This window comes from Pseudoflavonifractor gallinarum (genome assembly GCF_014982855.1).
Classification (GTDB): Bacteria; Bacillota; Clostridia; order Oscillospirales; family Oscillospiraceae; genus Pseudoflavonifractor_A; species Pseudoflavonifractor_A gallinarum.
The window spans coordinates 163,437-177,921 of record NZ_JADCKF010000006.1; the positions used below are offsets into that span (position 1 = coordinate 163,437).

16 protein-coding genes and 1 tRNA gene are annotated in these 14,485 nt (G+C 59.6%); 14 read left to right on the top strand and 3 right to left on the bottom strand.

Annotation, left to right across the window (positions count from 1 at the left end):
* Positions 1-7: 7 nt before the first annotated feature.
* From INF37_RS08270 to INF37_RS08305, 8 genes are all read left to right on the top strand, one after another.
* Positions 8-319 carry a hypothetical protein gene (locus INF37_RS08270; RefSeq protein WP_193537639.1) on the top strand — a complete coding sequence of 104 codons (312 nt, stop codon included), beginning with the start codon at positions 8-10 and terminating at the stop codon, positions 317-319.
* A 175-nt stretch (positions 320-494) separates the two neighbouring features.
* Positions 495-704 carry a cold-shock protein gene (locus tag INF37_RS08275; protein ID WP_186962800.1) on the top strand — a complete coding sequence of 70 codons (210 nt, stop codon included), beginning with the start codon at positions 495-497 and terminating at the stop codon, positions 702-704.
* A 58-nt stretch (positions 705-762) separates the two neighbouring features.
* On the top strand, positions 763-1,047 hold the full coding sequence (locus tag INF37_RS08280; protein ID WP_101693502.1) for a zinc-ribbon domain containing protein: 285 nt from the start codon (positions 763-765) through the stop codon (positions 1,045-1,047).
* A gap of 118 nt (positions 1,048-1,165) precedes the next feature.
* Positions 1,166-1,351, top strand: a complete 186-nt coding sequence (locus tag INF37_RS08285; RefSeq protein WP_101693503.1) for a hypothetical protein — start codon at positions 1,166-1,168, stop codon at positions 1,349-1,351.
* A gap of 137 nt (positions 1,352-1,488) precedes the next feature.
* Positions 1,489-1,914 carry a MarR family winged helix-turn-helix transcriptional regulator gene (locus tag INF37_RS08290; protein ID WP_101693504.1) on the top strand — a complete coding sequence of 142 codons (426 nt, stop codon included), beginning with the start codon at positions 1,489-1,491 and terminating at the stop codon, positions 1,912-1,914.
* Positions 1,915-1,932: 18 nt separating this feature from the next.
* Entirely contained in the window at positions 1,933-3,678 is a 1,746-nt protein-coding gene (locus tag INF37_RS08295; protein ID WP_193537641.1) for an ABC transporter ATP-binding protein, read from the top strand.
* A complete protein-coding gene (locus tag INF37_RS08300) occupies positions 3,662-5,485 on the top strand; it encodes an ABC transporter ATP-binding protein (RefSeq protein WP_193537643.1) in 1,824 nt (607 codons plus the stop codon). Before INF37_RS08295 ends, INF37_RS08300 begins: the two co-directional genes overlap by 17 nt.
* Positions 5,486-5,655: 170 nt before the next feature.
* Positions 5,656-6,510: an undecaprenyl-diphosphate phosphatase gene (locus tag INF37_RS08305; protein ID WP_101693507.1), complete on the top strand. Its 855-nt coding sequence runs from the start codon at positions 5,656-5,658 to the stop codon at positions 6,508-6,510.
* Between the two features lie 114 nt (positions 6,511-6,624).
* Here the strand turns inward: INF37_RS08305 and INF37_RS08310 are convergent, their stop codons facing one another.
* Both INF37_RS08310 and INF37_RS08315 read right to left on the bottom strand, forming a co-directional pair.
* Positions 6,625-7,104, bottom strand: coding sequence for a phage holin family protein (locus INF37_RS08310; RefSeq protein ID WP_193537645.1), 480 nt, complete (start codon positions 7,102-7,104; stop codon positions 6,625-6,627).
* A 238-nt stretch (positions 7,105-7,342) separates the two neighbouring features.
* Entirely contained in the window at positions 7,343-7,576 is a 234-nt protein-coding gene (locus tag INF37_RS08315) for a hypothetical protein (protein ID WP_101693509.1), read from the bottom strand.
* Positions 7,577-7,817: 241 nt separating this feature from the next.
* Here INF37_RS08315 and pepF point away from each other — a divergent pair, with 241 nt between their 5' ends.
* The 5 genes from pepF (at position 7,818) to INF37_RS08340 (ending at position 12,158) form a co-directional block, all read left to right on the top strand.
* Positions 7,818-9,623: an oligoendopeptidase F gene (gene pepF, locus INF37_RS08320; RefSeq protein WP_193537647.1), complete on the top strand. Its 1,806-nt coding sequence runs from the start codon at positions 7,818-7,820 to the stop codon at positions 9,621-9,623.
* Between the two features lie 151 nt (positions 9,624-9,774).
* Positions 9,775-9,850: transfer RNA gene (locus INF37_RS08325), tRNA-Ala, on the top strand.
* 197 nt (positions 9,851-10,047) lie between these two features.
* Positions 10,048-10,686: a flavodoxin family protein gene (locus INF37_RS08330; RefSeq protein ID WP_101693511.1), complete on the top strand. Its 639-nt coding sequence runs from the start codon at positions 10,048-10,050 to the stop codon at positions 10,684-10,686.
* A gap of 225 nt (positions 10,687-10,911) precedes the next feature.
* On the top strand, positions 10,912-11,688 hold the full coding sequence (locus tag INF37_RS08335) for a threonine/serine exporter family protein (RefSeq protein ID WP_328821056.1): 777 nt from the start codon (positions 10,912-10,914) through the stop codon (positions 11,686-11,688).
* Positions 11,685-12,158: a threonine/serine exporter family protein gene (locus INF37_RS08340; RefSeq protein WP_193537649.1), complete on the top strand. Its 474-nt coding sequence runs from the start codon at positions 11,685-11,687 to the stop codon at positions 12,156-12,158. Before INF37_RS08335 ends, INF37_RS08340 begins: the two co-directional genes overlap by 4 nt.
* 83 nt (positions 12,159-12,241) lie before the next feature.
* On the opposite strand, the gene rpoN is transcribed toward INF37_RS08340, so the two are convergent.
* On the bottom strand, positions 12,242-13,600 hold the full coding sequence (rpoN, locus tag INF37_RS08345) for an RNA polymerase factor sigma-54 (protein WP_193537651.1): 1,359 nt from the start codon (positions 13,598-13,600) through the stop codon (positions 12,242-12,244).
* 291 nt (positions 13,601-13,891) lie between these two features.
* On the opposite strand from rpoN, the gene INF37_RS08350 reads away from it, so the two are divergent.
* Positions 13,892-14,485 carry a TetR/AcrR family transcriptional regulator gene (locus tag INF37_RS08350; RefSeq protein WP_193537653.1) on the top strand — a complete coding sequence of 198 codons (594 nt, stop codon included), beginning with the start codon at positions 13,892-13,894 and terminating at the stop codon, positions 14,483-14,485.

Below are 14,485 nucleotides of genomic sequence, written 5' to 3' on the forward strand. Positions count from 1 at the left end.
TCCACTTATGCCCGACGATATTGTCACATCCATTCAAAAGATGCACCAGGGTATGGTCACCTTTACCGCGGAGGAACTCCTCCAGATCTATGAGACCGCCCGTTCCACCGACCTGGAGGCCCTCCGCTCTGCCGCCCGGACCCTCTATCCCGACCGGAAGGACGACCGGGGCCTCCCCCCCATCGCCGTCTGGGAGGGGGGCGGACGTGCCTTCCCCTATGGTCCCCACGGGGATTACTGCCGCCCCGCCTTTACCATCACCAGCCCCCTGTGCCGGATGCTGGGGATCATGGAGGACGGGACCCCGCACTTCTATTGATCCGGGCCTCTCAAAAAGGAAAAAACTTTTCCTTGACAAGTCTATCCCGCCGTGCTATACTAAGCAAGTATTCAAATGTAGTAATTGATCGGCGCCTATGGAGTCAATTTTTCATTTTGACTTCATAGGCGCCGTTTTTTTGCTCAGTTATCCTGCTGGAAAGGAGGTATGTTCCATGCAAGGTACTGTCAAATGGTTTAACGATGAGAAGGGCTTCGGCTTTCTCTCCAACGACGGCGGCGGGGAAGATGTGTTTGTGCATTTTTCCGCCATCCAGACCGAGGGTTTCAAATCCCTGACTGAGGGCCAGAAAGTCACATTCGAGGTCGAGCGGGATCCACGGGATTCCCACAAACTGCGCGCAGCCCGCGTCTCCCTGGTGTAAGGGAGTGCACTTACACCGAATCCATTGAAATTTTTTATATTTAAAAGAGGTATGTTTTATGTTCCAAGACAAGATGATCGTTTGCAAAGATTGTGGCCAGGAGTTCACCTTTACCGCCGGTGAGCAGGAATTTTTCGCAGAGCGCGGCTTCCAGAACGAGCCCCAGCGCTGCAAGTCCTGCCGTGATACCCGCAAGGGCGGCGGCGGTTCCAGCAGCCGGGACAGCCGTCCCGCCCGCCAGATGTATGATGCCGTTTGTGCCTCCTGCGGCGTCTCCTGCAAGGTGCCCTTCGAGCCCCGCAATGACCGCCCGGTCTACTGCAGCGATTGTTTCCGCCGCTGATCCCAGATGCCGCGCACCCGAATCGGGTGCGCGGCATTTTTTGTGCATGGGATTGGAGATTCTTTTCACGGTTGTGAGCTCCCCGCTCTGGATATACTAGCGATGAGGTGATTTGATTATGAGACCATCCTTTTCGCCCGACGCGGCCTTCCAGAGCTGTCTGCAATCCCATCCTTCCGCCGCGCGCTTCTATCAGAATTGTTCTCCCCAGCAGAAGCAGGCTATCCTGAATCAGCTCCACCAGCTCAGCACACCCCAGCAGGTGCGCTCCTTCGCGGCCCATCTGCCCAGCGCAGCACTCTGAGCACGTTCCCTCTCTCCCGCCCCGCGGACGTTGGTCTGCGGGGCGGATCGTTTGTCCCGGCGTATTGACTTTTCTCCCCCGCCCTCCTATAATCATTACATGTCAATAATTGATATATCAACAAAGGAGGTATCCCGATGGAATATGCCGTCCACGTTCTGCTGGCACGTACTACCCACGCCGTGCAGAACCATCTTCGGCCTCACCTGAGTAAACTGGGCCTCTCCCTGGGTCAACCCAAGATCCTGCGCTGTCTGGTCCATCTGGGCCCCTGCTCTCAGCGGATGCTGGCCGACTGCTGTGAGGTGGACCCCTCCGCCATCTGCCGCATCCTGGATACATTGGAGCGGGATGGCTTTCTGACGCGCCGTCCCTCTCAGACCGACCGGCGCACCGGCGAGGTCTCCATCACCGACAAGGGCCGGGAGGCCTTTGCCGCCTGGGAGGACCAGTGCCAGACACTGGAGGATCAGATGCTGCACGACTTCTCCCCGGAGGAGCGCGCCCAGCTCCGGGACTTTCTCACCCGCGCCTACCGAAACGTGGGCGGACGCCTGCTGTGAGTGGGGGAGGAATGCGATATGAAAGACTTGAAGCATATTTTTTCCTACCTGAAACCCTATCGCCGGGACCTCTTTCTGGCCATCTTTCTGGTCTTTGTGGAGTGTGTCTTTGAGATGCTTATCCCGCTGCTCATGACCGACATGGTGGACATCGGGGTGGCCAACCACGACATTGCCTTTCTCCTCCAACAGGGCGGAAAAATGGTGCTCTGCGCCGTTCTGGCCCTGGTGACCGGTCTGCTCTACGCCCGCTATGCCGCCCGGGCGGCCTATGGCTTCGGCGCGGAGCTGCGCCAGGCGGAGTACCGCCGGCTCCAGGACTACGCCTTCTCCAACCTGGACCGCTTCTCCACTCCCTCCCTGGTCACCCGCATGACCACCGATGTCACAGTCATGCAGAATGCGGTGAATGCCGGCCTGCGCCCCCTGGTCCGCAGCCCGGTCATGCTCTTTATGGGAATCGGTCTGGCCTTTTTCCTCAACCCGAACCTGGCCCTGGTCTTTGTGCTCACCGCCCCCATTCTGGGCATCATTCTGGCCCTCATCGTACACAAGGTCAGCCCCCTCTACCGTCGGCAGCAGCAGGCGGTGGACCATGTCAACGGCCGCCTGCAGGAGAGCTTCACCGCCATCCGGGCCATCAAGGCCTTTGTCCGGGGCAGCTATGAGACCGAACAATTTTCCAAGGTCAACGATGAGCTGACCGACGCCAGCCGGGACACCTTCCGCCACGCGGTCCTCAACCTGCCCGCCTTTCAGGCGGTGATGTACACCGCCATCGTGCTCATCCTCTGGCAGGGCGGGAAGCAGATGCTGGTGGGCGGAATGCTGGTAGGCGATCTGACCGCCTTCCTGAGCTATGTGCTCCAGGTGATGAACTCCCTCATGATGATCTCCAACGTATTTCTCCTCCTCACCCGCTCCCTGGCCAGCGCTCGGCGCATCCGGGAGGTGCTGGAGGAGGTCCCCGCGCTCACCGACGCCGCCGCTCCGGTGGGGTCGGTCCCCAATGGGGAGATCGATTTTGAGGATGTGTCCTTTCAGTATGTGCAGGGCGCGCAGACCTATGCCCTCTCCCATGTAAACCTCCACATCCCGGCCGGGGCCACGGTGGGCATCCTGGGCGGCACCGGAGCGGCCAAGACCACACTGGTCCAGCTCATTCCCCGCCTCTATGACGCCACCCTGGGCACCGTCCGGGTGGGCGGACACGATGTGCGGGACTATGATCTGGGTACGCTCCGGGACGCAGTGGGCATCGTTCTGCAAAAAAACGTCCTCTTTTCGGGCACCATCCGGGACAATCTGCGCTGGGGCGACCCGGATGCCGACGACGATACCCTCTGGCAGGCCTGCCGCATGGCCTGCGCGGACGAGTTCCTCTCCCGGATGCCCGACGGACTGGACACCGATCTGGGACAGGGCGGCGTCAATGTCTCGGGCGGGCAGAAGCAGCGCCTGTGCATTGCCCGCACCCTCCTCAAGCGGCCCAAGGTCCTGATTTTTGACGACTCCACCAGCGCGGTGGATACCGCCACCGAGGCCAGCATCCGCCGAGCCCTCTCCTCCCTCTCCGATGTGACCAAGATCATCATCGCCCAGCGCGTCACCTCCGTGATGCAGGCCGATCAGATCATTCTCCTGGAGGACGGCAGGGTCCACGCCGTGGGCACCCACGATCAACTTTTGCGGAGCGATCCCATCTACCAGGAGATCTATGCTTCCCAGATGAAAGGAGGTCAGAACGATGGCCAAGCCCTTTAACGGAAAACGCCCCCAGGACCTGGGGCAGACCCTGCGCACCTTCCTCTCCTATCTGGGCCGGCACCGGGTGCTGCTCATCCTGGTGGGGATCCTGGCCGCGGTCAGCGCCTCCGCCAGTCTCCTGGGCACCTATATGATCAAACCCATCGTCAACCAGGTCATGGAAGAGGGCAGCCTCTCCGGTCTGGCCGTGGGGGTGGCCATCGCCGCCGCCATCTATGCTACCGGGGCCCTGTCCACACTGGGCTACACACAGATCATGGTCCGGGCGGCCCAGAAGGTCCTCAGCGACATCCGCCGGGATCTCTTCGCCCATCTCCAGACCCTCTCTCTGCGCTTTTTTGACAGCCAGCGCAAGGGAGAGCTGATGAGCCTGTTCACCAACGACGTGGATACCATCTCCGACGCCCTGAACAACAGCTTTGCCATGCTGATCCAGAGCTTCATTCAGGTGGTGGGCACGCTGGCCCTTCTCTTCCTCCTCAACTGGCGGCTCTCCCTGATCGTGGTAGTGGGTTACGGCGGGATGTTCCTCTACATCCGGTACAGCGGCCAGCGGAGCAAATACTACTTCAAGCGGCAGCAGGAATACCTGGGCGAGCTGGACGCCTACATCGAGGAGATGGTGGCAGGACAGAAGGTGGTCAAGGTCTTCCGCCATGAGGAGGCCAACCTCCAGGGCTTCCTGGAACGCAACGAAAACCTGCGCCGGGCGGGGACCAGTGCCCAGAGCTTTGCCGGTACCATGATCCCCGCAGTGGTCAGCATCTCCTATATCAATTACGCCGTCATCGCCGTTCTGGGCGGGATCATGGTGATCCTGGGCTGGTCGGATGTGGGCAGCCTGGCCAGCTATCTGGTCTTTGTCCGTCAGTCCGCCATGCCCATCAACCAGTTTACCCAGCAGGGGAATTTCCTCCTGGCCGCCCTGGCCGGAGCGGAGCGCATCTTCGCCGTCATGAAGGAGGAGCCGGAGATCGACCAGGGCTCTGTGGAGCTGGTCCGCACGGAAGGAGGTCCTTCCCCGTGGGCCTGGCGGGACCCGGCCCAGCCCGGTGCGCCCGACGTGCCCCTCCGGGGGGATGTGCGCTTTGACCATGTGCAGTTTGGATATGAGCCGCGGCAGACCATCCTCCACGACCTCTCCCTCTACGCCAAGCCGGGTCAGAAGATCGCCTTTGTGGGTTCCACCGGCGCGGGCAAGACCACCATTACCAACCTCATCAACCGATTTTATGAGGTGAGCGGCGGCACCATCACCTACGATGGGATCGACGTCCGGCGCATCCGCAAGGACCACCTGCGCCGCAGCCTGGGTATGGTCCTCCAGGACACCCACCTCTTCACCGGCACCATCGCGGACAACATCCGCTTCGGCAAGCTGGATGCTACGCAGGAGGAGATCGAACGGGCTGCCGTCATCGCCAACGCCGACTCCTTCATCCGACGGCTCCCCCAGGGGTACGATACGCTGGTCACCGGGGACGGCGCCAACCTCTCCCAGGGCCAGCGGCAGCTTCTGGCCATTGCCCGGGCGGCGGTGGCCGATCCCCCGGTGCTCATTCTGGACGAGGCCACCTCCTCCATCGACACCCGCACTGAGTCCCTCATCGAGCAGGGAATGGACCGGCTGATGGAGGGCCGTACCGTCTTTGTCATCGCCCACCGCCTCTCCACCGTGCGCAATGCCGACGCCATCCTGGTTCTGGAGCAGGGCCGGGTGGTGGAGCGGGGCAGCCACGCCGAACTGCTGGCGCAAAAGGGCGTCTACTACCAGCTCTATCACGGCATGTTCGAGCTCTCCTGACCCTCGCTTTCTGCGGAACTGTTTGGGGGCGGGGACCATTTGGTCCCCGCCCCTTCTCTTTTCTGTGGCGCAATCCGCCCGGTTCTGCTTGTTTCTCCCGGCGCGGCATGGTATACTTGGCAGTTGACCGGTGTTTCCGGTCAGACCCCGTCATATGAAAGGAGCGTCCCATGTTTATTCTGGAACTGTTCAAGTCCCTGCTGTTCGGCGTTGTGGAGGGCATCACCGAATGGCTGCCCATCAGCTCGACCGGGCATCTCATTCTGCTGGATGAGTGCATCCAGCTGCGCGTGTCCACCGAATTTATGGATATGTACCGCTATGTCATTCAGCTGGGCGCCATTCTGGCCGTCCTGGTCCTCTTTTTTCACAAGCTCAACCCCTTCTCTCCCCGGAAAAATACCTTGCAGCGCACCCAGACCTGGACGCTCTGGGGAAAGGTCGTGCTGGCCTGTATCCCCTCGGCCGTCATCGGACTGCCTCTGAATGACTGGATGGACACCCACCTGATGACCCCCTGGGTGGTGGCTGCCGCCCTGATCGTCTATGGTGTGGGCTTCCTGGTCATTGAAAACCGGCATGCCGCCCCCACTCTGCGCCGCACAGACGATCTCTCCTGGAAAATCGCCCTGTACATCGGTCTCTTCCAGACCCTGTCCATCATCCCCGGCACCTCCCGCTCCGGCGCCACGATCCTGGGCGCCATTCTCCTGGGCTGTGCCCGCCCCGTGGCCGCGGAGTTCTCCTTCTTCCTGGCGATCCCCACCATGGTGGGGGTCAGCGTGCTCAAGCTGGGCTCCTTCTCTGCCAAAAAGCTGATGGCCGGTCAGGCTCTCTTTACCGGAGAAGAGGCCGCCATCCTGCTGGTGGGATTCGTGGTCTCCTTCCTGGTCTCCCTGCTGTGCATCCGCTTCCTGATGGACTTCGTCAAGAAGCATGACTTCAAGCCCTTTGGCTGGTATCGCATTGTCCTGGGCGTGATCGTGCTGCTCTTCTTTGGCGCCCGCGCCCTTCTGGCAGCCTGATCCATCCATTCCTGCTTGGCAGCTATCATATCTCAGCAAGATTCTTATTGCACAAAAAAGATCCACCGTTCTCCCGGTGGATCTTTTCTTTTTAAGACACTTTTGCTCTGTATTCTATTTCTTCTCCTCCGTGGGGAGGCTTTCTCCTACTTGGTCCACCGCGTTCTTTCCCGCCTCCAGCAGCTTGGGCAGCCAGCGTGGGACCGGCGCGCCCATGGCCAAGGCGTTCTCCCCGATGGAGCCAAGCTCCGTAATGCAGTACCACACCAGCACCAGCGGACAGACCAGTCCGCGGTAGGTCATGGGAAGCTGGATGACCGGAAGCTGGTCCAGCACCAGGCAGAGCAGCAGATCCGCCCCGGCGGCCACTAAAACCACCACGATCATACCCGCCTTATGCCAGATCCCGTCCCGGGCGGTCTGGGAGGACCACTTTCCCGCCTTGGCCGCCGCAGCCGAGCCTGTGATATAGTCCAGGCACATACAGCCCAGCCAGCCCACAACGAGCCAGCCCAACCAACCCCAGAAGGCGGTCAGACCGCCCAACAGAGCGGTCCCGGCGGCTTTCCACGCTTTCACATGATTCAGATCCATATCCATCACCTCCTTTCACTCCACTTGTGCCATAGCATGGAACGGCCCGCCGCAGCCAAATTCCCTCCGGACCGGAGGCCGGCGTATACCCTCTATGGCAATGCTATGCTCCGCACAGCGCGAAGGTGTGCCGCGGCAGAACCTCTCGGTACGTCCCATGTTCCAATCCATCTCCATCGTATCTTCCTCTCTTTCCTCATTTCTCCGCCCTTTGGCGGTCCAATCTCCCCTCTTGGCTTCAGCAGATGTACTTGCGATTGCGCCAGTAGGACGGCTCATAGTAGTGGCGCAGGGTATTGCCGATCTCCCGCGTCTCCCGGAGCATCTGACGCAGCAGCCGAAGATCGTGCTCCATCGCCTTCTGCTCCTCGGGCAGCAGCTCCGGCAGGAGGCGGCTGCGGCAGGCAATATCCTGTTTCAGCCGCTCCGCCTCCTCCAGATACCGCTCTGATAATTCCAGCAGTGTTGCCATATACTCCTCCCTTTTAGCTCTTTTTAAGATACTTTTTGTTTGAAAAAAAGAGCCATACAAAACCTTTCTTAAATATCTTGTCAGGATACCAATAGTATACTCAGCCAAAAGCATCTTGTCAAGATACTTTTGAGTTTTTCTTTGCCCATTGTGATATGCACTCCGCCGTGTTACCATACTAATCGTGTGGTGTACCCTGTTTTCCAACCCACCTTATCATTCTGAAAAGGAGGCTCTCTTCATGCCTGACCATAAAACGATCCCCCTCCGCAGTGAAATTCCGGAGGCCTATACCTGGAATACTGCCGACCTCTATCCCACGGACGACGCGTGGCATACGGATGCCCAGCTCCTCCGCACCCAGATCGACACCCTGGGCAGCTATGCCGGGCGTCTGGGCTCCGGCGCGGATACGCTGTACGACTATGTCACACTGGAGCAGGAGGCCGGCGAGCGGCTCTCCAAGCTGTTGGACTATGCCCAGCGCAAAAGCGACGAGGATACCCGCGTAGACACCTATCAGGCCATGGTGGGCAAGGCCATGTCCCTCTATGTGGACTTCCTGCGCGCCACCGCTTTTGAGACGCCGGAGGTCCTCTCCATTCCGGAGGAGCAGCTGGAGGCCTTCTATGCCCAGAAGCCGGAGCTGACCCTCTACCGCCGCTATTTCCACAACATCCAGCGCCGCCGTGCCCATACCCTCTCGGACGCCGAGGAGCGGCTCCTGGCCGCCGCCGGTGACATGGCCCAGGCCCCGGATGACATTTTCTCCAAGCTGACCGACGCCGATCTCACCTTCCCCCCGGCGGTGGACAGCCAGGGGGTGCAGCATCCTCTCTCCAACGCCTCCTACACTCTCCTCATGGCCAGCGAGGACCGCGCCCTGCGCAAGTCGGCCTTTGAGGGGCTGTATGCCTCCTACGGCGGAATGAAGAATACCCTGGCCGCCACGCTGTCCTCCCAGGTCAAGCAGCTGCAATTCTTTGCCACCGCCCGCAAATACCCCAGCGCCCTCTCCGCCTCTCTGGATGCCAATCACGTTCCGGAATCGGTCTATCACACCCTCATCCGCACGGTCCGGGCCAATTTGGACAAGATGCACCGGTATGTCCGCCTCCGCCGGAAGCTGCTGGGGGTGGATGAGCTGCATATGTATGATGTGTATGCTCCCATGGTCTCGGGCGGTGTTACGGCCTTTCCCTACGACCAGGCCAAGGAGACCGTCTACCAGGCCATGGCTCCCCTGGGGGAAGAGTACCAGTCCATCCTCCGGGAGGCGCTGGATCACCGCTGGATCGATGTGTACGAAAACGTGGGGAAGCGCTCGGGCGGATACATGTCGGGCGCCATGGTCCATCCCTATATTCTCCTCAACTATCAGGATGATCTGGACAGCATGTTCACCCTGGCCCATGAGCTGGGGCACGCCGTCCACTCTTACCGCTCCAACCGGGACCAGCCCACGGTCTACCGGGACTATGTGATCTTTGTGGCCGAGGTGGCCTCCACCTGCAATGAGGCCCTGCTGATGGAGCATCTGCTCGCCCGTACCTCCGACAAGCGCTCCCGCGCCGTCCTCATCAACCATTTCCTGGAGCAGTTCAAGAGCACCCTCTACCGGCAGACCATGTTTGCGGAATTTGAGCTGCGCATGGGCGAGCTCGCCGCCCAAGGGGAGACCCTGACCGCCGACCTCCTCTGCCGGGAGTACAAGGCCCTCAACGAGGCCTATTTCGGTCCCGACATGGTCTCGGATGACGCCATCGCCCTGGAGTGGTCCCGCATTCCCCACTTCTACTACAACTACTATGCCTTCCAGTATGCCACCGGATATTCCGCCGCCATCGCGCTGTCCCGCCGCATCCTCTCCGGCGGACCCCAGGCCGTGGAGGACTATCTGCACTTCCTCTCCGGCGGATGCAGCCAGGACCCCATCGACCTGCTGAAGGGCGCCGGGGTGGATATGACCTCCCCCCAGCCCATCCAATCCGCACTGGACCTGTTCGATCAGCTGCTGGATGAGATGGAGTCCCTCATGGAGGCGTAATTTTCCCAAGGCTCCGGGCGGACAAATGGGTCTGCCCGGGGCCTCTCCAAATTTATCTGTTCTTTTTTCAATTTAGGGTTGACAAACGCTCCGTGAAACGCTATAATATCCAACGTTGAGTCGCCGGTCCAGCGGCGCGATAAGTGAATATGGGGGTATAGCTCAGCTGGGAGAGCGCTTGAATGGCATTCAAGAGGTCAGCGGTTCGATCCCGCTTATCTCCACCATGAAAAGACTTGAAACTTTGGTTTCAAGTCTTTTTTTGTTGGGAGCTCTGCTAAATTGCACAAGTTTTACACTCCTCTTTTGGCTGTTCCTAGAAAATTTCACAGATACCACTTGCTTTTTTTTACACTTCGTCGTATACTCTTATTATGACTTTTGCCTTTTGGCAAACGGAGAATATGAAAGGTAGGGAATTCGGATGGACAAAGTCAAGCTTTTGTTGGTTTGCGGCAGTCCCCGCCCAAAGGCGCGTTCCGCCACCTACGCCGGTCTGATGGCTGCGATGGAGGGAGCTCAGAGCATCGATGGGGTCGAGGTGGAACTGGTGGAGCTCTTCGGCCGGAAAATCGCACCCTGCATCCATTGCAACAAGTGTCTGCGGGACGACTCGGACCGCTGCACGGTATTCCATGATGATATGGACGAACTGTATGATAAGTTCTTCCAGGCGGACGGCATCATCATCGGCTGTCCGGTCTATGATATGAACGTCACTGCCCAGCTGGCACAGTTTTACAGCCGCTTCCGCTCTTCCTGGAAGCTGAGCGTCGACAACACCTCTTTCTTCCAGTACAAGGTGGGCGCCGGTATCGTGGTGGGCGGAACCCGCAACGGCGGACAGGAGGCAGTGCTCCGCTCCATCCACAATCTGTTTTCCACCCACGGCATCAACATCTGCTCCTGCGGCGGCGGAATCTACGGCGGCGCCATGCTGTGGAATCCCGGTGACGGCTCCACGACCATGGACGATCCCATCGGCATCGATAACTGCCGGACGCTGGGCCGGAAGGTGGCCCAGGTGGCCAAGGCTCTCAAGGCCGGACACGAGATGGTATAAAAAACGGCCGGGAACACACGCTTTTTCCGATCTGCAAAAACCGGGGACAGGCAGCCTGTCCCCGGTTTTTTTCACGTCCGTGTAGGGCGCGGAGCTTCTCCCCCGCCCTGGTCGAATTCCTCAGAATCCGCTGTGATACCGCTGGCTTTTTCTCCACTTGACAAAGCGGTCGGTTTCTAGTACCGTTATACCCGCAAAGGGAGTGGAAAAAGGAGTGGGGGCTCTGTGAGTCAAAAGGAATTGTTTGATCTGGTCCTTCTGTTGGGGGAGACCATGCTCTCCAACGGAGGAGAAATTTTTCGCACCAATGAGCTGATGGTCTACGCCGCCCGGCAGTTCGGTCTGCGGGAGTGCAGCGTCTTTACCATCGCCAACGGTATTTTTGTCTCTGCCATTGTGGAGGGCGAGCTCTATTCCTGTCAGGTACGGCATATTCCGCTCACCCCCATCCACCTGGAGCGGGTGGAGGCCATGAACGATCTCTCCCGGCGGATTGCGGCCGGTGTGGTTGGTCCGGAGGAGGCCAAGGCCGAAGTACACCGCATTCGCGCCATCAAGGGCGCGGGGCCGGTGGCCCTCACCCTGGCTTCCGCTCTGGGCGCCGGCGGATTCGGTTTTCTCTTCGGCGGAAATCTGCGGGACTGCGCCATGTCCGCCCTGGCCGGGCTGCTGCTCTATGTGTTCATCCTCAATTTCTGCAACCGCTTCCACATCCGCAAGGTGATGACCAATATCCTCAGCAGTGCGCTGGTCACGCTGTTCTGCTGCGTGGCGCTCCACCTGGGGCTGGGAGACCATCTGGACAAGATGATCGTGGGCGCCATCTTCCCTCTGGTGCCCGGTGTGCCCCTTACCATTGCCGTACGCAATTTTATGGAAAATGATTATATCGCCGGTCTGGTCCGTCTGACGGACGCCGTACTGGTCGCCGGCTGTATCGCGGTCGGCGTGGGCTGCGTCATCACGACCTGGAATACGCTCTTTGGAGGGATCGTTCTATGAATCTCACCCATTTTCTTCTGGAGCTGGTGGCCGCCGCGGTGGGTACCGTCGGCTTTTCCATTCTGTTTCAGGTAGCACCCCGTCATTTCCCCTTCTGCGGCCTGGTAGGGGCCATCGGCTGGCTGGTTTACCGGCTGGTGCAGTGGAGCTCCGACTCCACGCCTCTGGCCACCTTTCTGGCCACCCTGGTCCTGGCCGCATGCGCCCGGTGGTTCTCCACCCTGCGGCGGACGCCCACCCTGGTCTTTCTTCTCAGCGGTATCTTTACACTGGTGCCCGGAGCCTATATCTACTATACCGCGTACTATATCTTTATGAACCAGCCGGATGAGGCAGTGGCCCAGGCCTATACCACGCTGATGTTTGCCGTGGCCATCGCGCTGGGAATTTTGGTGGGCTACTCGCTCCCCGCCCGGCTCTTCGGCTGGCGGCGCAACGTCAATCCGCAGGACGGAAACAATCCGCAATGACCTTCGCCCTCTGTTTAGAAAAGCGTCCCGATCTCTCTGTGTCGATACACAGTGGAAGATCGGGACGCTTTTTTCCATTCCGTTTAGGCAAAGAGCTTTCGGCCGCTGGTACAGGGGATGTTCATCTCCTCCCGGTATTTGGCCACCGTGCGGCGGGAGATCTGACAGCCCTCCTCGGTCATCAGCTCACACAGATGCTGGTCGGAGAGGGGCTTATGCTTGTCCTCCTCGTCGATCAGCCGGCGCAGCAGGGCCTTGGCCGTATCGGGAGACATGCCCTCGCCGCTCTCCCCCAGCTTACGGGAAAAGAAATAGGAGAGGGGATAGAGCCCCTTGTCACACTGGAGGTACTTGTCCTTCACTGCCCGGCTCACCGTGGACTCATGTACCCCTACCACCTCAGCCACGTCAGACAGCGCCAGCGGCAGCAGATGCCCCGGTCCCTGGCGGAAAAATTCCTCCTGGAACTTCAAAATGCATTTCGCGCAGGACAGCAGCGTACTGCGCCGCTGCTCGATGCTCCGCATGACCCATTTGGCCTGGCGCACTTTATCGGACAGATAATTCTGTACCTCCTGCTCTCCGCATTCCCGGAGCATCCGGGTATAATACCCGCTCAGGCTCAACTCCGGAAAGCACTGGTCATTGGGATATACTTCAAAATGGTCATACTCCCACACCACCCGGAGATCGGGCGTGATGTAGTGGGGCGCCTCCCGACCGGCAAACCCCGCGCCCGGGCGCGGATTCAGGGTGCGGATACGGTCACAGGCCGTCCGCACCTTCTGGGCATCGGCTCCCACACGCCGGGCGATCAAGCCGTACTGGTTGCGGGCCAGCGGCTCCAGACACTCCTGGGCGATCCGCAGGGCAAGCAGATCTCTGGGATAGAGCCGCCGCAGCTGGATACACAGGCACTCGGACAGATTGCGCGCGCCCACCCCCGCAGGCTCCAGACTCTGGAGCTGACGCAGTCCCTCCTCCAGATCGGCCATCGGCAGACCGGAATCCTCGGCCAGGACTTCCAGTGATTCATCCAGCCAGCCGCTGCGGTCCAGACTCTCGGCCAGGAAGATCACACTCTCCCGGATGGCGGGATCCAACTCCATCCCGCGGATCTGAAAGAGGATGTGCGCATACAGCGTCTCCTCCTCCCCCTGGTCCACGCCGTAATTCTCCAGCGGGCGGTCCTCGTCATCCTGTTGGTAGTAAGTACGGTTCTGCCGGTCATTGCTCTCCAGCCACTCCAGCTTCCGCCGGAGGAGCTCCCCGTCCTCTTCCCCCGAGTCAAAGCGGTCCTCCCGCTCCAGCACCGGGTTCTCCTGAAGGGTCTTGTCCACAAATTCCATCAGTTCCTGTGTCCCCATCTGGAGGATCTCCATGGACTGCATCATCAGGGGAGAGAGCGTCTGCGTCTGTTTTTGTACAAGGTTCAGTTCCATTCATCTCACCACTTGGCGGCAGCCCCATGGCACCGCATCTCTTTCTCTACCAATTCTCTTGCTTTTTTGCCTAATAAATCCAGCTAATATACCGGATTCCTGCGCTATTCTCGACATAGTATAGCATGGCCCTGTACATATTTCAATTCCCATTTATGAGTTGGCACATAATTTGCTGTTTTCCCATCCGTTTGATAAGATAATCTACATTCGTTGTTTATCTTGACATGTGTTGTTTTGCGTGCTATGCTATCTCACACCATCCCAGGCACACCGGAAAGGAGCATCCCTATGACGCAAACAATCCGCCGTTCCAAGGAGGACCTGCGGCAAAAACGTACCCGGCACCTGCTGGTGCAGGCTCTGGTCGCACTGCTGGAGGAGCAATCCTTCTCCTCCCTCTCCGTTGTGGACATCTGCCAGCGCGCCATGGTCCACCGCACGACCTTCTATGCCCATTTTGAGGATAAACAGGCGCTGCTGCACTATACCATCGAAAGCATCCTCCAGGAATTTGAGATCTCGGCAGCCTCTCCCTCCCTCTCTCCGCACGACTTCTTCCTGGCCGTGGCCCACAGCGCGCTGGTCTTCCTCAGCCAGCACCGCAGCCTGTTCCAGGTGGGACTGGGCACGCAGGATCACTTCGGCGCCCTGGCGCTGGAATCCACCCTGTCTCAGCGCATGTCCCAACATTTGACCCAGCCCTCTTTTCAAGGTATTTTGGGCGATCTGAATCCCGAAATCACGGCTCATTTCTATGCCGGCGCAATGGCGAGCCTCGTCTACTGGTGGGTGGAGCACAATATGCCCGTGACCGAAGAGGTCCTGGTACGCCATCTGGACCACTTCCTGCCCGGCCGATCCATCTGTGCGGAGAAAGGCTGA